At 43.2% G+C, this 20,161-nt stretch carries 16 protein-coding genes; 6 read left to right on the plus strand and 10 right to left on the minus strand.

Annotated elements, in window-relative coordinates; all coding sequences use genetic code 11:
- Positions 1 to 291 precede the first annotated feature (291 nt).
- The 4 genes from clpB (at position 292) to JMX95_RS09785 (ending at position 8,053) form a co-directional block, all read left to right on the plus strand.
- Entirely contained in the window at positions 292 to 2,889 is a 2,598-nt protein-coding gene (gene clpB / locus JMX95_RS09770) for an ATP-dependent chaperone ClpB (RefSeq protein WP_045445524.1), read from the plus strand.
- Positions 2,890 to 3,078: 189 nt separating this feature from the next.
- Positions 3,079 to 4,332, plus strand: coding sequence for a PQQ-dependent sugar dehydrogenase (locus JMX95_RS09775; protein ID WP_201560709.1), 1,254 nt, complete (start codon positions 3,079 to 3,081; stop codon positions 4,330 to 4,332).
- 176 nt (positions 4,333 to 4,508) lie between these two features.
- Positions 4,509 to 6,161, plus strand: a complete 1,653-nt coding sequence (locus JMX95_RS09780) for a BCCT family transporter (protein ID WP_201560710.1) — start codon at positions 4,509 to 4,511, stop codon at positions 6,159 to 6,161.
- Between the two features lie 236 nt (positions 6,162 to 6,397).
- Entirely contained in the window at positions 6,398 to 8,053 is a 1,656-nt protein-coding gene (locus JMX95_RS09785) for a BCCT family transporter (protein WP_201560711.1), read from the plus strand.
- A gap of 123 nt (positions 8,054 to 8,176) precedes the next feature.
- Here the strand turns inward: JMX95_RS09785 and JMX95_RS09790 are convergent, their stop codons facing one another.
- From JMX95_RS09790 to dnaQ, 9 genes are all read right to left on the minus strand, one after another.
- Positions 8,177 to 8,509 (minus strand): hypothetical protein, encoded by a 333-nt coding sequence (locus JMX95_RS09790; protein ID WP_201560712.1) that lies wholly within the window; start codon positions 8,507 to 8,509, stop codon positions 8,177 to 8,179.
- A gap of 319 nt (positions 8,510 to 8,828) precedes the next feature.
- Complete coding sequence (locus JMX95_RS09795) at positions 8,829 to 9,200, minus strand: DUF3144 domain-containing protein (RefSeq protein WP_372815298.1); 372 nt, start codon at positions 9,198 to 9,200, stop codon at positions 8,829 to 8,831.
- A 72-nt stretch (positions 9,201 to 9,272) separates the two neighbouring features.
- Positions 9,273 to 10,439: a methionine adenosyltransferase gene (gene metK, locus JMX95_RS09800; protein WP_045451444.1), complete on the minus strand. Its 1,167-nt coding sequence runs from the start codon at positions 10,437 to 10,439 to the stop codon at positions 9,273 to 9,275.
- 162 nt (positions 10,440 to 10,601) lie between these two features.
- On the minus strand, positions 10,602 to 11,198 hold the full coding sequence (locus JMX95_RS09805) for a DJ-1/PfpI family protein (protein ID WP_201560713.1): 597 nt from the start codon (positions 11,196 to 11,198) through the stop codon (positions 10,602 to 10,604).
- A 325-nt stretch (positions 11,199 to 11,523) separates the two neighbouring features.
- The gene (gene nth, locus JMX95_RS09810; RefSeq protein WP_201560714.1) at positions 11,524 to 12,219 is read right to left on the minus strand and encodes an endonuclease III; all 696 of its coding nucleotides are present in this window, start codon (positions 12,217 to 12,219) and stop codon (positions 11,524 to 11,526) included.
- A gap of 111 nt (positions 12,220 to 12,330) precedes the next feature.
- Positions 12,331 to 13,179 (minus strand): RnfABCDGE type electron transport complex subunit B, encoded by an 849-nt coding sequence (locus tag JMX95_RS09815; RefSeq protein WP_201560715.1) that lies wholly within the window; start codon positions 13,177 to 13,179, stop codon positions 12,331 to 12,333.
- A gap of 109 nt (positions 13,180 to 13,288) precedes the next feature.
- The gene (gene nudC / locus JMX95_RS09820; RefSeq protein WP_201560716.1) at positions 13,289 to 14,332 is read right to left on the minus strand and encodes an NAD(+) diphosphatase; all 1,044 of its coding nucleotides are present in this window, start codon (positions 14,330 to 14,332) and stop codon (positions 13,289 to 13,291) included.
- Positions 14,333 to 14,565: 233 nt separating this feature from the next.
- The gene (locus JMX95_RS09825; RefSeq protein ID WP_201560717.1) at positions 14,566 to 16,248 is read right to left on the minus strand and encodes a hypothetical protein; all 1,683 of its coding nucleotides are present in this window, start codon (positions 16,246 to 16,248) and stop codon (positions 14,566 to 14,568) included.
- 160 nt (positions 16,249 to 16,408) lie between these two features.
- Positions 16,409 to 18,025 carry a DNA polymerase III subunit epsilon gene (dnaQ, locus tag JMX95_RS09830; RefSeq protein ID WP_201560718.1) on the minus strand — a complete coding sequence of 539 codons (1,617 nt, stop codon included), beginning with the start codon at positions 18,023 to 18,025 and terminating at the stop codon, positions 16,409 to 16,411.
- 424 nt (positions 18,026 to 18,449) lie between these two features.
- On the opposite strand from dnaQ, the gene JMX95_RS09835 reads away from it, so the two are divergent.
- Positions 18,450 to 19,004, plus strand: a complete 555-nt coding sequence (locus JMX95_RS09835; protein WP_201560719.1) for a hypothetical protein — start codon at positions 18,450 to 18,452, stop codon at positions 19,002 to 19,004.
- 91 nt (positions 19,005 to 19,095) lie between these two features.
- Entirely contained in the window at positions 19,096 to 19,401 is a 306-nt protein-coding gene (locus JMX95_RS09840; RefSeq protein WP_201560720.1) for a hypothetical protein, read from the plus strand.
- A 123-nt stretch (positions 19,402 to 19,524) separates the two neighbouring features.
- Here the strand turns inward: JMX95_RS09840 and JMX95_RS09845 are convergent, their stop codons facing one another.
- Positions 19,525 to 19,923: a YkvA family protein gene (locus JMX95_RS09845; protein ID WP_201560721.1), complete on the minus strand. Its 399-nt coding sequence runs from the start codon at positions 19,921 to 19,923 to the stop codon at positions 19,525 to 19,527.
- Positions 19,924 to 20,161 lie beyond the last annotated feature (238 nt).

Here is a 20,161-nt window from a genome sequence, read left to right on the forward strand (position 1 = left end):
ACTCTCTTAGTGTGCCTATTGATAGCTTGTGATAATATCATTGCTATAGGTAAGGTTTTTACCTATATAAAATCTTACTATTTTTCAGTATTTACTAATAAGTCATAGATATTGATTGACAACTTGCACAAGTAGGTTGAAATCTTGTATGTTATACCCTATATATATAACAACTAACGGTGATTGAAATACGATAAAATTGACGATAAGCGCTATGTTTTAAATGCGGCGCGTTCGGTATTTTATGTTGCATTCACTGACTGATAATACTAATTATAAAAGGACACAATTATGAGGTTCGAAAAATTTACCCAGAAATTGCAATCAGCCATTCAAGAAGCACAGAGCCTAGCATTGGGGCGTGACCATACAGGTATTGACCCTGTGCATCTGCTTGCAGTATTGCTACAGGATGAGTCTAATTTATCTATCTGCCAACAAGCAGGCGCGTCTATCCCTGCGCTAAAGAATGGTGTGGCAAAGGCGCTCGACAATCAAGCGACGATTAGCGAGCCGACAGGCGATGTGAATTTAAACCCAAATTCGGTTAAAATTTTGAACTTGGCAGACCGTCAAGCGCAGAAAGAAGGCGATGATTTTATCGCTACTGAATGGGTGATGTTGGCGCTCGCTGAGCAAGGCGAAACCAAAAAGATATTTGAGAGTGCGGGCGTAACAGCGAGTAAATTAAAAACAGTCATTGAGCAATTGCGAGGTGATGATACCGTGAATAATCAAAATGCTGAAGATCAGCGTGATGCGCTGAATAAATATACGATTAACTTAACTGAGCAGGCGGAACTTGGTAAGCTTGACCCTGTGATTGGTCGCGATGAAGAGATTCGTCGTACCATTCAAGTACTGTCGCGTCGTACCAAAAATAACCCAGTACTGATTGGTGAGCCAGGTGTTGGTAAAACGGCTATCATTGAAGGTTTGGCACAAAAAATCATCAATGGTGACGTACCAGAAGGACTACGCCGCAAAGAAGTGTTGTCGTTAGATTTGGGCTCATTGATTGCGGGTGCAAAATTCCGTGGTGAGTTTGAAGAGCGACTCAAAGCGGTGCTCAGCGACTTATCAAAGCAAGAAGGCAATGTCATCTTATTTATCGATGAGTTGCATACTTTAGTAGGTGCTGGTAAAGCCGATGGTGCGATGGATGCTGGTAATATGCTAAAGCCTGCGCTTGCGCGTGGTGAGCTACACTGTGTCGGTGCGACAACTCTTGATGAGTATCGCCAGTATATCGAAAAAGATGCGGCTCTTGAGCGTCGTTTTCAAAAGGTACTGGTCGATGAGCCAACGGTCGAAGACACCATTGCGATTTTGCGTGGTCTAAAAGAGCGTTATGAGCTGCATCACGGTGTTGATATCCAAGACAGCGCGATTATTGCTGCTGCGCGGATGAGCCATCGTTATATTACCGATCGCAAGCTACCAGATAAAGCGATTGATTTGATTGATGAAGCGGCAAGTCGTTTACGTATGGAGATGGACAGCAAGCCTGAAGCCTTAGGTAAGCTTGATAGTCGCTTGATTCAGTTGAAAATGCAGCGCGAAGTGCTCAAAAATGAAGAAGACGCTGGTGCGCAAGCCGAGCGTAAAGTGCTTGATGCACAAATTGAAGAGCTAGAAAAAGAGTACGCTGACCTTAATGAGATTTGGCAAGCAGAAAAAGCATTGGTCAAAGGCAGTCAGCAGCTAAAAGATGAGCTGGATAAAGCGCGTATCGCCTATGACAAAGCCAGTCGTGAAGGTGATTACGAGACCATGAGTAAGCTGCAGTATGAAACGATTCCGCAGCTTGAGCGCCGCATTACTGAGTCTGACTTGGCAGAACAAAAAGAGCAGACAGGCGAAGGTAGTGGTGTAAAACTGCTACGTAACAAAGTCACGGATAATGAAATTGCCGAAGTCGTAGCGGCGGCAACAGGTATTCCTGTGAGCAAAATGATGCAAGGCGAGCGTGACAAGATGATAGCGATGGAAGAAAAGCTCCATGAACGTGTCATCGGTCAAGATGAAGCAGTCGAAGCGGTAGCCAATGCGGTACGCCGTAGCCGTGCTGGTTTGTCTGATCCGAATCGCCCTTCAGGTTCGTTCTTATTCTTAGGACCAACGGGTGTCGGTAAGACTGAGTTGACCAAGTCACTGGCGAACTTCTTATTCGACTCTGAAGATGCGATTGTTCGTATCGACATGAGTGAGTATATGGAGAAGCACAGTGTCAGTCGTTTGGTGGGTGCGCCTCCAGGTTATGTGGGCTACGAAGAAGGTGGCGCATTAACGGAAGCTGTACGCCGTAAGCCTTATAGTGTGATTTTGTTTGATGAAGTTGAAAAAGCGCACCCTGATGTGTTCAATATCTTGCTACAAGTATTGGACGATGGTCGCTTAACGGACTCACAGGGTCGCGTGGTGGACTTCAAAAACACGGTCATCATTATGACCAGTAACTTGGGTTCGCACAAAATCCAAGAGATGGTCGGTGAAAGTTACGAAGACATCAAAGCTGAGGTGATGGAATCAGTTGGGCAGCATTTCCGCCCAGAGTTTGTCAACCGTATCGACGAGATTGTGGTATTCCATCCGCTCGGTATGTCGCAGATGTCAGGTATTGCTGCGATTCAGTTGGATCGCTTGCGCCAGCGTTTGCATGAGCGTGAGATGGATATTGAGTTATCAGCTGATGCGATGAACAAACTGGTTGCGATTGGTTATGATCCTGTCTATGGCGCACGCCCACTCAAACGTGCTATTCAGCAGGAAATTGAAAACCCATTGTCATTGAAGCTATTGGCTGGTGATTTTGGCGCAGGAGATATCATCAAAGTCGATGTCGGCGCAGATGATAAGTTGGTGTTTGAGAAACGTAGCATGAATTAATATCTAACCCTAACTGACCGTGGTTTAAAACCAACCTCTTACTTGCCTATTTTTTCTACAGGCAGGTAAGGGGTTTTTTTGTGCGCTATTATTATTTACGATTTGAGTGCTTTGACTATGTTATAAATAAACTAAGCACTAAAAACTAAGCAATAGGAATAAGACGTCAACAGTTACGGAGACGACAAAATGACGATCATCAGTATGCAGCACCTAAGCACGCCATTAATATTACCGATAATGATCAGCGCACTGCTTTTTAGTGCTCCTGCTTGCTCCAATCAAACTGCCGTCGATACCCACGAAGACCTGACAGACTATAGAGAAGGACAAGCCTCTGCTAGTGAGTCGCTAGCAAGTACCGAAAAACCCGCCTTTATCACCAAGAAAATTGCTACGTTTGATGAGCCTTGGGCAATGACAGCATTACCTACCGTTAATAATGAACCCCCTAAATTACTTGTCACCCAAAAGACAGGCGAGTTATTCATTGTTGATACGGCAACAGGTGCCAAGACAACCATCAGTGGTATACCGAAAGTGGCTTATGGTGGGCAAGGTGGTCTTGGCGATATCGTTCTTGCACCAGATTTTGCTACTTCTAATCATGTCTATATGAGCTACGTTGAAGCAGGGAATGACACTGATAATAATAAGTTTGGTGCTAAAGTTATCAAAGCGACATTGATAGGATTGGATACAGCCACGCCACATTTGCAGGATTTTACGCCCATTTGGGAGCAAACACCGAAAGTAAAAGGGCAGGGGCATTATAGTCATCGCTTGCTGTTCTCGCCTGACGGAAAATATTTATATATCAGTTCAGGCGAGCGCCAAGAAAAAACGCCAGCACAGGATATGAGCGTCAATTTGGGCAAAATTATTAGGTTAAATCTTGATGGCTCAGTGCCAGCAGATAACCCTTTTGTAGATAATAGCAATGACATTGCCGCGCAGTTTTGGACAATCGGTCATCGTAATGTATTGGGTATGGCTTTCGATGAAAAAGGTAGGCTTTGGGCGCATGAGATGGGACCACGGGGCGGTGATGAGTTCAATCTCATTGAAAAAGGTTATAACTACGGTTGGCCAATCGTATCAAATGGGCGTAACTATACAGGCACGGATATTCCTGACCATGAGACGCGCCCTGAGTTTACGCCGCCTAAAATTAGTTGGACGCCAGTGATATCACCGTCTTCGATGAGTATTTATAATGCTGGACAATATAATGATTTCCCAGCGTGGCAAGGTAATGCGCTCATTAGTGGCTTATCCTCTAAAGCGCTGATAGTCGTCGATTTTGATGAAAATAGCCGCGCGACTGAGCGCTATCGTTATGATATGGGCGAGCGTATTCGTAGTGTGTTAAATGTAGATGGACAAGTTTGGGTGTTAGAAGACGGCGATAATAGTGGATTATTACAATTGACTCCACAGTAGTGATTAATAGCTATTGCTCTTCAACTTTCCAAGCGTTTTCACTATTGTAGGTTAGGCTACTAAATGGTTTTGCTCTATTTCTGTCAATAAGAAAAACGTAAATAGCTAATTAGATTTGATAGTTGAGAGGTATCTTGTTAAGGTATTCTTCCTAAAAAACTAAGGCTAACAAACAAATGGATCATGTAAAAGTTGGCAGGTTAGGCCCTTTTCCACGGGTAAGTAAACCTGTGTTTATTATTTCAGCGCTACTTATTATTGGATTTATTATCTTTGGTGCTTTCTTTACTGAAACCGCTGGTGTGTTATTTAGCTTTTTGCAGAACTTTATTACGGATAAGTTCGGCTGGTTATTTATTATTTTAGTAAATTTAGCATTGTTACTTTGTATTTATCTCGCGATGAGCCGTTATGGCGATATTCGTCTAGGCGCACAAACTGAGACGCCACAGTACAGTTTGTTCTCATGGATCGGGATGTTGTTCTCTGCTGGTATTGGTATAGGATTGGTGTATTGGGGGACAGCTGAGCCCTTGTATCACTTTATGGCACCACCACTCGGAGAAGCGGAAACGATAGAAGCCGCCAAGCAAGCCATAAATTTTACATTCTTGCATTGGGGCTTACATGCATGGGCGCTGTACGCGATTGTTGCATTGTCTTTGGCTTATTTTCACTTTCGCCGTGGCTTGCCTTTATCGATTCGCTCAACGCTTTATCCTCTATTGGGCAAAAAAATCTATGGCTCGTGGGGACATGCCGTTGATATCTTAGCGGTATTTGGTACGATGTTTGGGGTGGTAACGTCGCTTGGTCTTGGCGTTATGCAGATTAATTCAGGACTTGAGCGACTATTTGGTGTTCCTAATAATCTAACGATACAGATCGGTCTGATTGTTTTCGTTACTATTTTAGCTGCTTTTTCCGTCATGATGGGCCTAGACAAAGGTATTAAGCGCTTGAGCGATATTAATATCGGACTGACGGCAATCTTACTCGGGTTTATGGTCATCTTAGGGCCGACGCTTTTTATCTTTGATAGCTATCTTGAAAATGTTGGCAACTATCTTTCGGTAGTTGTACCGCTAGGTCTGTGGGGTGAATCGTATGAAGGTCAAGAAAATTGGCAGTCATCATGGACGATATTTTATTGGGCATGGTGGGTAAGTTGGGCGCCGTTCGTTGGCGTATTTATCGCGCGTATCAGTCGTGGTCGTACTATTCGTGAGTTTATATTGGGTGTTTTATTGATTCCCATGCTGATTTTGTTCTTTTGGTTCACCACTTTCGGTGGCGTTGCTATCCATATGGAGCTCTTAGCTGCTATTGATCCCGCTATGGCCAGCCCAGGATTGGTAGAAGCCGTGCAAACGGATTTTGGTAGTGCAATTTTTAAATTGGTTGAATTTTATCCATTGGCACAACCAGTCACCTTAATGATTGTCGTTATGATTGTCCTTTGGTTTGTGACTTCATCCGATTCAGCAAGCTTTGTGATTGATATGTTGACCGCAGGTGGTGATACCAACCCACCAAAAATCCAGCGTTTATTCTGGGCAAGTACGGAAGGTATCATTGCTGCTGTTTTGCTTGCTGCTGGTGGACTAAGTGCATTACAAGCAGCGGCTATCGTTGCAGGATTACCCTTTGTTTTAGTAGTATTTGCGATGATGTATGCGTTACTTCGTGGCTTAAGCCGAGATCGTTTGATACTGTATCGCGCTCAGCAGCATTTTATTACCGAAGAATCCGCAGATCATAATTCAGCCAATGAGTTTGCTGATGAGCACTTGTTAAAAGGACCACCTAAAATTGTAAAAGGTGATTAGCAGATTATATATATCAGCTTTAATACTGTTTTTATGAAATGAATCAGGCAGTTAGCTTCTTCTTTTTTTACGTAAAAACACAATATAACAATTGTGATTTGAAATCCTAAGATGCATCGTTATCTTAGGATTTTTTTATTTGTTGACCAATAGCAAGGTTATAAAGTGTCTGATTCGATTTGATAGTTGTGCAGTATCTTGTTAAGGTGAGCCCCTTCAAAAATTGAGATGACTAAATGGATCATGTAAAAGTTGGCCGCTTAGGCCCTTTTCCACGGGTAAGTAAACCTGTGTTTTTAACTTCAGCATTATTAATTCTTGTGTTCATTATTTTTGGTGCTCTTTTTAATGAGCAAGCAGAATTGTTGTTTGGTCATGCAAAAGCATTCGTGTCTTTGCGTTTTGGCTGGTTCTTTATTGTGGTGGTCAACTTAACGTTGGTGATGAGTATTTACATGATATTTAGTCGTTATGGCGATATCAGGCTTGGTCATCAAAATGAAAAACCAGAATACAATCTAGTCTCTTGGATCGGCATGCTATTTTCCGCGGGTATCGGTATTGGCCTGCTTTACTGGGGTACGGCTGAACCCTTGTATCATTTTATGGCGCCGCCGCTAGGAGAAGCTGAAACAGTGGCTGCCGCCAAGCAAGCGATGAATATCTCGTTCTTGCATTATGGTTTACATGTGTGGGCGCTCTATGGCATGGTCGCGTTGTCATTGGCTTATTTCCATTACCGAGTGGGCTTACCGCTGGCCATCCGTTCGACACTATATCCTATATTGGGCAAAAAGATTTATGGTGGCTGGGGTCATACGGTCGATACACTAGCGGTATTTGGTACGATGTTTGGAGTAGTGACCACTTTAGGTCTTGGGGTATTGCAAATTAACTCAGGTCTTGAGACCTTATTTGGCATACCCAATAATATTACAGTGCAAATTATTTTGATTGCCTTAATCACTATGTTGGCAGGTCTGTCTCTATTTATGGGGCTAGATAAAGGGATTAAGCGCTTAAGTGATACCAATATATTATTTACTGTGATATTGCTCAGCTTTGTGATTATTTTAGGACCGACCCAGTTTATCTTTAATAGCTTTGTAGAAAATATTGGCAATTATTTACATCAAATTGTGCCATTAGGTCTTTGGACAGAATCGTATGATGGTCAAGAAAACTGGCAGGCATCATGGACGATTTTCTATTGGGCATGGTGGATAAGCTGGTCGCCTTTCGTTGGTGTGTTCGTGGCTCGTATCTCTCGTGGTCGAACCATTCGTGAGTTTATCTTAGGGGTGTTATTAATTCCTATCACCATCTTGTTCTTATGGTTCACCGCTTTCGGTGGTTCAGCCGTTAATATGGAATTAATGGCAGCCGCTGATCCCAACCTCATTAGTCCTGGCCTGATTGAGGCTGTCCAAGCAGATACTGGCAGTGCCATCTTTAAGCTGATGGAATCTTATCCATTTACGTCAGCTTTGAACTTGCTTATCGTAGTGATGATTGTGCTTTGGTTTGTCACGTCATCGGATTCGGCCAGTTTTGTCATTGATATGTTGACCTCAGGTGGCGATGCCAATCCACCGAAAATTCAGCGCCTATTTTGGGCAGGTACAGAGGGTGTTATCGCTGCCGTACTATTAGCAGCAGGTGGCTTGAGTGCGCTACAAGCGGCTTCAATTGTGTCAGGTTTCCCTTTTGCGATTGTGATAGTCGTTATGATGTACTCATTATTACGCGGCTTGAGTCGAGATCGTTTGATACTGTATCGCAACCAGCAATGGTTTGTCACCGAAGAGTCAGCAGAGCATAATTCAGCCAATGAATTTCGTGATGAAGATTTGCTGACAGGCCCACCTGATCTTGAAAAACCTGAAGATTAAATTTTATTAATCTGAAAAATAATAAAAAAGCACCCGCCTATGATTAAGCGGGTGCTTTTTTATATGATTTAATTGTCTTTTTTAGTTTGATATAAAGTATTTACACAAAGTTATAAAGCAAGGTTATGAGCACTGTCCTTTAACATAACCTACTGCTGCCGTTGTGCCACATGCCGAACATGAGTTGCCCGCAGTGCGATAACTAAATCCTGAGCTGGTTTTTACTTTGACACACACAGGATCGTATTGCGCGGTGCACATCGTTTGCTCAGGGTTGTAAGGTGGGCACTTAATGAAAGGGTTATCGCTGTTCTGTTGGCTGTGCCCAGTGGTATGAATAGGGGCGGTGTCAGGCGTATCGATGCTTTGGATGTTATTACAGCCAGCTAAGGCAAGAGTGACTGATAACCCTAATAACGACAGGCATGATCGCCATGATTTGAATAAGTGGTTCATAATCATATGTCCTTATAAATAGTGTTCGGTAAGTCCCTGTTATCGATAGCTGGTTGCAACCATGTGATGAACAAGGTGGTTTTAATTGATAGTAGCCTATTTATCAGCAGTCATCTACCAAATCATGATTAATAAAAAACCCAAGCCTATGATTAAGCTTGGGTTTGAGCATCACTATAGTCATTCCACTATAAAAATATTACTGCGTTAACCTCGCTCGAGGTATTAAATATACATCTACACTCGGTTGCCTTGTACTACTTTTAAATTGAACTGACTATATTAGCCGTTTTATAAGTGCCAGCTAAAGGCGATAGAGCTATTTGGCTGCTTTGTCATCTTGATTAAGCTGAACATATTTATCAAAGTTCTGCGCATAATCAGTCAGGTTGTCACTCAGCATTTGGCGATACTGTTTGACATAAAATTCAACGATATCATCTTTTTCTTTGGCAAAGTCATCGCCTTTGACAAAGCCGATAGAGGCGACAGATGCGCTATAACGTGCTGCGGCATAAAGTAGTGATGCACCTACTTGTCCTGAATGCGCTTCAGAACCCAACTGACTGTTTGCGATACCAATAATGGCATCAGCACGTTGGTAAAATGCTTGCATTTCAGGGGTAATCTCAATGTTAGCGTCAACATTGCTTTCTTGAATGTTACTGTCTTGCATATTGTCTTGAGACATAAGCGACTCCTAATAAGTATCGGTAATGTTAAATTTATAAAGAGGGTTTGTAGGTGGTGCAAAGTTATATTTTTACAAACCAGCGTCTGCTTTTAAGATCTCAGCTTTGTCTGTTTTTTCCCACGTAAAAGCAGTTTCAGAGCCAGGACGACCAAAATGACCAAAAGTCGCCGTTTGCTGATACATTGGCTGCAATAAGTTTAGCATACGGGTAATGCCATAAGGGCGCAGGTCAAAATGGGTGCGAATCAGACGGATGATTTCATCATTGCTGATTTTATTCGTACCAAAGGTATTGACAGAGATAGAGGTTGGTTCAGCGACACCAATGGCATAACTAACCTGTATTTCACAGCGCTCAGCAAGTCCTGCCGCAACGATGTTCTTAGCCACATAACGCACGGCGTACGCAGCACTGCGATCTACTTTTGATGGATCTTTACCACTGAATGCACCGCCGCCATGACGCGCCATACCGCCATACGTATCAACAATAATTTTACGACCTGTCAATCCAGCATCACCTACAGGCCCGCCAATCACAAACTTACCCGTTGGGTTAATATGATAGCGCGTGCCAGCATGCAATAATTCAGCAGGCAATACTTGTTTGATGATAGATTCCATTATGGCTTCTTGCAGATCTTTTTGCGAGATACTTGGATCGTGTTGCGTTGATAGCACTACGGCATCAATGGCAACAGGCTTGCTACCATCATATCTTAAGGTCACTTGTGCTTTGGCATCTGGACGTAACCACGGCAACTCGCCTGCGCGGCGCAGCTCAGATTGGCGTTCCATCAAGCGATGAGCAAATTCGATAGGGGCTGGCATCAAGACATCAGTTTCGTTACTGGCATAGCCAAACATAAGACCTTGGTCACCTGCGCCTTGCTCTTCAGGGTCGCTACGATCGACACCTTGAGCGATTTCAGGAGATTGTTTGCCGAGCATGTTGATGACCGCGCATGTTTCGCCATCAAAGCCTAAGTCTGAGTGGTGGTAACCAATACCGTTTACAGTATCACGCACGATACGCTCAACATCGATATTTGCCGTCGTGGTGACTTCACCTGCTAGTATCACAGCACCTGTTTTAACCAAGGTTTCGCATGCCACGCGTGCATGCAAATCTTCACGTAAGATGGCGTCAAGGATGGCATCTGATATTTGGTCAGCCATTTTATCAGGATGACCTTCGCTCACAGATTCTGAGGTAAATAAGTTGTATTCACGCATAATGGGATCGCTTAATTGCAGGGACTGTATTCTACGAACTCAGTCATTATTAAATGTATATAAAAATAAAAGGCGAAAACGAATAAAAAAATTAGCACATTTTACCGTGTATCGAGGTAAAACTCTAGCGATGGATAATACTAAGAAGTAACTAGGCATGGATTAACCATGGTAAAAGTCATCAATTTCGCTATTTTCTTGCCAGCGATATTCAGTATAGTGAGCGATCTGGCGCGCTGTATGGATGTCATGTCTATCGGCGATAAAGCCAAGCGCCATGTCCATACCTGCACTGACACCTGAGGACGTATAAAATTTGCCATCAACAACCCAGCGTGCTTGCTCGGCCCAATGGACTTTGTCAGATTGCGCTATCACCCATTGCCATGACAGTTTATTAGACGTTGCGCGCTTGTCATCTAAGACGCCTGCCTTAGCCAACAATGCGCTACCCGTACAAATGCTAAGTACCCAATCAGCATGGTCAACCAAGGTTGTTAACGTCTGCAAAAATGGTCGGTGATTGATTTGCTGGCGAGTACCCATGCCGCCAACCATCAACAAGATATCAGTCTGATGCGCTAACTCGCTAACAGCGACTGTCTGCATCGCAACGCCATGCTTACTATGAATAATGCCGCCGTTTAAGGAGGCAAATTGCAGACGATAATGCTCAGGTAAGCAGCCAAACATCTCGATAGGTCCAAATAGATCCAAAGTCTCAAAATCATCGAATAATAGCGCGGTCAGTGTCTGCATCTGGCTTCCTAATTTTTAAATAATGTTTACACAAGTAAGTGGGCGTCTACTGCTTTTTTAACCACGCTATTCATGTTTTATTCATATAAAGTAGATCAATTAAACCTTTTATAACTAGGGCGTGTCCTCATTTTAAAAATGGTGATAAAAATGAGATAAATTGCCGTCAAACAAGGAAAGTAGCGCACATAATATCGAGATATTAAGAAGCTATTTGACGATGTTTGGCAAAATTTAGCTATTTTTAGCCCATTTAGAAAGTAATCGATTGAATTGAGGACACGCCCTAGAGCAGTTATCGTTCTAAAAGCGATCGTTCTAAAAATTATAGCTCCAAAAACTTGGCTTTGTCTTTAAACATACATTCGTCATAAACAGGACACGCCCCGCATTTGGGTGTACGAGCTTGGCAGGTATAGCGCCCGTGTAAGATAAGATAATGATGTGCATCCACGATGAAGTCATCTGGGATACGCTCGACCAACTTATTTTCAACGATCAAGACGTTCTTGCCAGTAGCCAGCCCCGTACGATTACCTACCCGAAAGATATGAGTGTCGACCGCCATGGTTGGCTGACCAAAAGCGGTATTTAACACCACATTAGCGGTTTTACGACCAACACCAGCGAGAGACTCTAAGTCTTTGCGGTTATCAGGGACGGTGCTATTAAATTTCTCAATCAAATCTCTACAAGTTTTGATGACATTTTTGGCTTTGGCATTATATAAGCCAATATTTTTGATATAAGATTTTAGACCGTCTTCACCCAATGCCAAGATTGCTTCAGGTGTATTTGCTACGGGATATAATTGCTTGGTGGCAATATTGACGCTCACATCCGTCGCCTGCGCAGACAAGATGACCGCGATCAGCAGCTCAAAATTACTCTTATAATTCAATTCCGTAACTGGTTCATCAATCGTCGCTGCCAGCTTTTCAAAAAATGGACGCACGTCACGATTGGGCATTCGTCTCGATGGCGGGGTATCGGCAGTTTTATGTTTGACGGTTTTACTCATAGTATTCTTACTATTTTTTGACTATTGATAGTTAATAACTGATACAAGATATCGGGATAAATTTATTTTAGCGATGTTGGGTAGACTGTCTAACAAATGATAATTATGCTATTAAAGCTGACTTAACTCCACTTGCAATGCGTCAAGCTCTACTTGTTTGCTCTCATTTGGACGGACACTTAGCTGCTTTTCTAACTTTTTAATTTTACTACGTAGCTTCGCTGCGGCAATGGTGTTTTTTGCCTGCGCTTCGCTAATATTCAACAATTGACTAGCGGCATTGTTCAGTTTTGCTTCAACCATGCTGACCACAGGTCTACTATTGCTACTATCAGCCAGCTGTTCGGTGACGCGTCTTAAATGAGTATGATAGCGCTGTCTTAAATCTTCTTGCTCTGTGGTACGTTCAGAGCTAGACAGCTCCCGTTCAACAGTGACCAAATCGATGCAGTCGACTGGACAAGGAGCGATGCAAAGCTCGCAGCCGGTGCATAAATCCGTAAAGATAGTATGCATGTGCTTACCAGTACCCACAATAGCATCGACTGGGCAGGCAGGTATACATTTGGTGCAGCCGATACAATCATCTTCACGGATCACTGCACGTACCTCAGTCGGACGTTCAGAGGTCGCATCTATTGGCCACTGAGAAGGCGCAGCGCTAAGTATCGCTTCATGACTGTCTATATTAATAATTTGAGCAATGGCCTTGGTAACGGGTTGACCACCGGGTACACATTTATTGTATGGCTCATTGTCAAGCACGATAGCGGCGGCATAGGGCAAGCAGCCGTCTGGGTGCTCGCAAAGTCCACATTGTGTTTGCGGTAGACAAGCATCAATATATGAGATTTTCGCTTGTATGTCCGCAGGTAAGCGCTCTATATCCAAAGTGTCGAACAAGATTGGCAAATTGGTGAGACGGATGTGGGTGCTATTTTTACTAGTGGTGCTTTGCATATGCTTTAAAACCTTAATATCAGTGCTAAGTGCTAAGTGTGCTCTGAGCGCTGACATTAGAATAATAGGATAATAACGATATTGATAAATGCTGCATTGATATTATAAATTAAAGCAAAATACCTTGCTCATTGGCAATTTGTGCGATCAGCTCGTAAGCAATGCTACCTTTTGAGGGTATTTTGGGCAAATTTGATAGATCAAAAAAATCGGCGTGCGACAGCTCATCTTCTTGGATAACAATTTCGCCAGCTGCGTAAGAAGCACGAAAGCCTAGCATTAAATTAGACGGAAATGGCCATGGCTGACTGCTGACGTAACGAATATCTGATAGGCTGATATTCACCTCTTCTGCCACTTCACGCACTACCGCGTGTTCTAGGCTTTCACCCACTTCTACAAAGCCTGCAATCAAACCGTATAGTAACGGTTGTGGCGACTGTAATAAATGAGGTGCTGTTTTTTGCTGTCCATAACGATGATGATGGGCTAGCAAAATCTGCATTTCACCAGTTTGCGGATTCGGTCGAGTGATAGCCGTAATGACACAGGGTTGTACACGTGGGTATTGGCGCAATCGGCACACTGGACAGACCATCGCACGCTCATCTCGTTTGGCATGAATGGTTGGGGCAGCACAGCGACTACAAAACTGTGTATCTGTTTGCCAGCGCAATAACTGTATCGCTTGGCTAAGCTGATCGGACAAAGCCACTGGCAACTGAGTAATCAGCTGGCGGTAAGGAACAAACGCATTACCACTGCCCTCAGCGATGATGGGCAATACCATGTGATGTGCAATTGCATAGTCATAAGTAATGGCGCTAGCCGCTTGCGCAGTAAAGGTGTGGGGAGTATCAATCGAACTGTCGGCACTTTCTAGAGTATCGGTACCTTCTAGAGTATCGGAACTTTCTAAAATATCGGCATACTTCAGAGCGTCTACACTCGCGCTAGTATGCTTGACATCAGGCGACCAGTGACGCGGTGCTAGGCTTTCGAGTAGCGTGACATGACCAACTTGATAAGCAAGCTGGGTCTCCTCGTCTGAATGTGTAGCGGATGGGGGTAATTCAAGCTGCACCGGCCACCATCCATTAGGTAGCTGGCGGCATAAAACAGTATCATCACTAAATACAAAAGCGCTGGTCATAGGTAAAATTCCAAACCGGTTAAGGTCAGTACGCATCAGTGTTGATACAGACTTTTTTTAATTGAAGTAAAGTCAATCCTATATCATTCATCAGATACGGTGTCAGTCAGGCTCGCTTAGCACTACTATTTGTAGTGCTAAGCGCATCTTACTTGTATCCAGACTATATGGGATCGACTATGGCAGCAGAGCCGCCATTTAAATATCATTTTAGTGCTTAAGCGTGATAGAAATTAGGCTGCCAGTAAATGACTCAAGCTCTGCTGTCCCACATCTAATGCTTGTTTGCTGACCGGACGATTGTGCTCAAAACCATCTAGATGATGATCGACGGCCATAATGACATCAGCGATACAGGCAAGCGTATTGTCTTCAATACGTTGTCCACCTTCGATACGTTGCTGAAGATAATTGGCCAATTGACTGAGCATGCTGGCAGGTGTTGGCAGCTGTAAGAAGCGCACAGCCCCTGCCACTTGGCGCATCATCTCAGGTATGTTCTGGATATTGAGCATATCACGCTCTGGCTCAGCCAAATAATCGTTAATGGCTTGTTCTGCACTGGCAATAGCGGAACGACTTTCTTGTATCAAAGTATCATTAGCCGTATTGAGCTGATGTAAAGAGATATGCGGGTTATTCAGTGGCAAATAGATGGCCCCTGGTGTGTGCATTTCTGCCATTGCAATGGTGGCGTTTTCCGCATGCATTAATGCCAACAGCAAGTGATCGAAATCATCAGGCGAGGGCGTTTGCCAATGACTAACAGCTTCTGCTGCTACGCTGAGACTATTGGCTGCATTTGATAAACCAAGCAAGCGTAACGCTGAGCTCAATTCTGTTAGCTCTTCGATAATCTGTGTGGTTTGCATATCGACAGGGTTCAATGAATCACCACGTGCGTAGCTATCCACATTTTCTTTGATGGTATTAATTTGGGTCTGAATGATGGTGTTCAGCGTATCGGTAAGCGCGCGATTAGGACCGAATAAGAAACGTTTCATTTGCTCAAGTTGCGCGCTTTCCAAGTGGTTGCTGGCGTATTGCTCACGCAGTCGTTGCGCCGCATCACTGTCACGCTGGCAAGCGAAACTGACCAAATCAGCAAACCGTTTGTCCATCACAGGCAAGTAGCTTTGGAATTGCTGCTCTAAATAAATCAGTGTGTGTTTTTGACTCAGATTTAGCGGTAATATCGTGGCAATGTCCGTGACAGCTGCGGTGGCCGCTTGCCAAAATAGACTGCTGGTGTTTGATGCTATCAAAGCACACGCTGCACTCATGGCGTCAAGTTTCTGCTGATCGTCTGGGCTAACGTTGCCATTTTGATTGAGCAGAGCGACTCCAAGACCACTACGATAAGCATAAGTTAGTAGTTCAGTGTCTAGGTTAAGCTCGTCAAGTGGTTGGAAGTTTTGTTCAGGGTTGGCAATGATGACACTACTGCTACCAAAAGCTGCAAAATAGTCTGCTGTGATAGGGGTTTCTTGCCCGTGAGCATTGAGTTTATTGATAACAGGCAGTAACAAGGTTGGCTCTACCGACTCTGTCAAAAGCACAAACTCGATATAGCGATCCAGTGTCATAATGGCTTCTGATAAGTCCATAATCAAGCTGGTATCGTTATTATCACCATTATCATAGAGGCGCTGTAAACCATTGACAATAGCGGTGTTCAAAGCCTCTGCACCAACCAAAGATATCAGCTCAAAGATGCAAGACAGCTGCTTTAGCACAGTGATAGAATCTAATAATAAAGGGGCTTGACTATTATCATCATTAAATTCACTCAGATGAATCTCAGTATCTTTTAAGGTTACGATGATCTCATCATGCAACAAATGTAGCGATGGTAGATTGAAATCAGTAACACTAAGCGTTGGGGCCGTTAACTTCATTTGCGCAGACTGGTTCATAGGTGTTTTTCCATAATGTACTGATGAGAATGGCGATGGTTTAAATGATGATCGAAAAAGCACTTGCTGGTGATGTTTTAACGCTTAATATAACAATAATCAAGCCTATATTATACAAATGTTATTGCTCAAAGATTGATATCATCAGCTTATACGGCGACTACATATTGGCTTTTAACTCAGGATACGCTTCTGCGAGCGCGGCATACCACTCTTGATTGGTATTTTCATCCATAGATGACTCTAGCAATAAAGACGCTAAATTGGCAAAACTGGCGTGGGCTGTCTGCCCGCCATCTGTTTGCGTGTCTTCTTCGATGGCGAGTGTAACCTGTCCACCTGTCATTGCCAGATAAACTTCTGCTAAAATCTCTGAATCAAGTAAGGCGCCATGAAAAGTACGATCTTGCTTCCCCACATTTAGGCGACGCACTAAAGCATCTAGGGTGTTTTTTTGCCCAGGATATTGCTGCTTTGCCATGACCAGCGAGTCAGTCACTTGTACGCGCTCGGCAAAGTCGTTCATACCAACTTTGGCAAACTCCATGTTTAAGAAGTTCATATCAAAGGTGGCGTTATGAGCGATGATTTCTGCGCCGTCCATAAAATCATAGAGCGACTGAGCAACTTGATCAAAGGTAGGTTTGTCGGTCAAAAATGCCTCAGAAATACCATGGATACGAATGACCTCGTCATCCATGCCGCGCTGTGGATTGATATAAACGTGGAGCTTTTCACCCGTAAATTTACGCCCGATCATCTCCACGATACCGACTTCGATAATACGGTCGCCTTTTAACGGATCAAGACCTGTGGTTTCAGTATCCATAATGAGCTGGCGATCAGACTCATGACGATGGATAGGTTTGGGTAGCAGCGGTATGAAATACGGATTGGCACGACTGGTGTCACCGTCGAATTTTGGTGTATCAGCTTCTTCTATGCCAGTAACGCTAGCGGGCACATGATCATTTATCGTTGCATCAGTCATAGACGTTTGGGTTTCCGGCATCTCTATTTTACTCATTGGTTTGCTAGCATTATGCTGATAGCGATCGGCTTCTATTACAGCATCTTTACTTATCATATCATCGGCAGGGTTTGTATCGTTATCAGTGCCTATGACATCTTCGTCAAGCTCATCATCTGCCATATCCAGACCCAGTGGATCGAAACTTAGCCAGTCATCGTGAGCAGCATTTTGCGCTGTATTAGGCATTATTTGCCCTTTTTTTTTAGCCGTGTCTTGCGGCTCTATGCTTGATAATTCTTCACTGCTGGACGTCACGCCCAAGTTTGCCAGCTCGTCCGCTTTTTCATTGCCTGCATGTCCTGCGTGACCTTTTACCCAATGCCAGTCAACATCGCGCTGCTGGCATAGCTTGTCTAATTGCTGCCAAAGGTCTTGATTGGCGACGGGTTTTTTACTTGCCGTTTTCCAGCCTCTTTTTTTCCAACCCTCTATCCATTCGGTGATGCCTTTTTTGACATAGCTTGAGTCTGTCCAAATCTCGAGGTTGTGCTCATGCGGGCTATGGGTTAGTGCTTGTATTGCGCCCATCAACTCCATGCGATTATTGGTTGTCTCTTTATCACCGCCGTACAAATCTTGTGTACGTCCATCACTAAAAATGAGATGTGCGCCCCAGCCACCCGCGCCCGGATTGCCTTTACAGGCACCATCCGTATAGGCCACGGTGGTGTTTGATTTGGCGGCCAACGGATTCATCGCGTTACTGGTGTTGAATGGCTGCGCTGAGGTGCGATTGTCTGACATAAAAAATTATTGACCTAAAAATTGATAAAGATAGGGAGGGTTGGAGGGATTTTGCTAGCGTTGTTTTTACACCAGCGATTCCGTTATATTTTGGGAATGAGTATAACAAATCTATCGTTAATATGGGCAATCGTAATGCACAAAGTCGCCAAAAGCACAGATCATAATAGTAACCTTGCTATTTTCTGTTAAAATGAGCTGTGTTGCGACACAGTATCAAACGGTATTGACTGCGCAGCAGAAAAAACAGCAGTTTGCTGGCGTCAATGAGTAGCGCAAATCATTCGACAGTGCCAATAGTTGATGAAAACACGCCCTAAAAAATAATGCTAATAGCAACATTGTCGTCATCACTGTTTAAAGATAGTTTTTTTTAAGACAATTTTCATAAAAGTTTAATGCATGAATGCAGGATAACCCTATTATGTCCTTACGCTCAAACATTTTTTATAAAAGGCTGATGTGCTTACCAGTCGGCATAGCGGTGAGCAGCGCGCTATTTTTAAGTGCTTGCAACGATAGCAACATTCAAGCTGATACTGGAATGGTCGAAGCGGCGACAGACTTATCGGTTTTTGAAGGTTGTTACACGGTTAGTCATGACGAGCCTGCCCAAATAAAAATCAGTCAACAGGATGACTCGTGGGTGATGCAGATGAAAGAGCCGGCAAGTGCGAAGCGCGTTTGGGATGACGCTGAGCCGCTAGAAGTGATTAAAAATAGCGACATTCCGCAGTTTTTCTCTATTGACCCTGACAATGTCGATGCGGTCATTGGGCGTCCTGATCGAGTGCTAGTACTGGCTCATGTGAAGCCTGCCTATGCCAATATCGATCCACTTTTAGATAGTGAATACTTATCCTATATTTATCGCGGTGCCAATACCATCTATCGTGTCGAGTGTGATGATGTTAATACCGATATTTTAGCCAATCCACATGCCAATATTGTGATTGATAATGTTAATGAGAGCCTCTAAAAAAGCATGGCTCATAAACAGAATTTAAGATCGATAGTGTTATTTTAAACAGTGTTTTGCTATAAACCATATGTCATTAGAGTTAAGCAATATGAATTTTTTCAGTTACGTGGTATTGGGCGGATTTTCTTATGCAGCGGGTTGGGCAATCAGAACCTATGTACTTGATAAGAAGCCTGAACCTGAGCAACATTACAATCTAAAGCATCCTGCAATTTTGGCGTATTTAGGCGGTTTCTTTATTATTATGCTGATTGTCTCGTGGCTGATTGGTCGCTATGCGCTTGGGCATGCTGCTATCGATTTGCCGTTTATTATTATCAATAGCCTCGTTGCAACCTTTGTCTATTCGTTCGGTCTCAATCCAGAAAAAGCGCGTTATGATGTTCCAGATTAACACACGTAGATAATTGCTATTAATGAATAAAAAAGCCACGGCTGATACATTGATTGTCAGTCGTGGCTTTTTATAACGATTATTTTTTATAACGATCATTTTAGGATGATAGCTTGTACAAAGTTACCTGTTTTTCTTTAAGTCAGTAGCGGTTTGTTTTTTCTTCCAAGTTTGATATTTTTGCAAATCTTTTTCGACCAACTTCAAGCAAAAGGTGAGGACTAGCGCATCGTCAATATGACCGATAAAGGGTATGAAATCTGGAATTATATCGATTGGGTTGAGAGTATAGAGCAGTCCAACCACACCTGCTGAAATGGTCTTGTAGGGAATATCGCGATAGTTTCCTTGATAGTAGTCTTTAATCAAGCTCATGAATAGCATCAAATCTTTGGCAAAACGCTCAAGATGGCTACTGTCTTTTAGCTTTTCTTGCAGTTTTTCTTCTTCGTTGATGAGGTACTCTAAATCAGTATCCAATATGTCCTCTTTTTTCTGTTTATCAGTCGCTTTCTCAGCCATTATTATTATCCTTATTTAACCGAAATCGGTGTTCTCATACTACAACAAAGTCGCGGAATGTGCCAATAAGGCTAGGTTTTTGATGTGTATCATGGCTAGCATGGCGAAAAATTAAATAGTGGCAAAGGTTGGGCAACTATCATCGCCAAAAAAGCGTTTACAATATGCTGCTGTGCGGTTTAAGCAAGTAGACTGCAAAAATAAAGATGATGCAAAAGTATATTAAAATAAAAATGAT

The sequence above is a fragment of the Psychrobacter sp. NC44 genome (assembly GCF_904846655.1).
In the GTDB taxonomy this organism is placed as follows: domain Bacteria; phylum Pseudomonadota; class Gammaproteobacteria; order Pseudomonadales; family Moraxellaceae; genus Psychrobacter.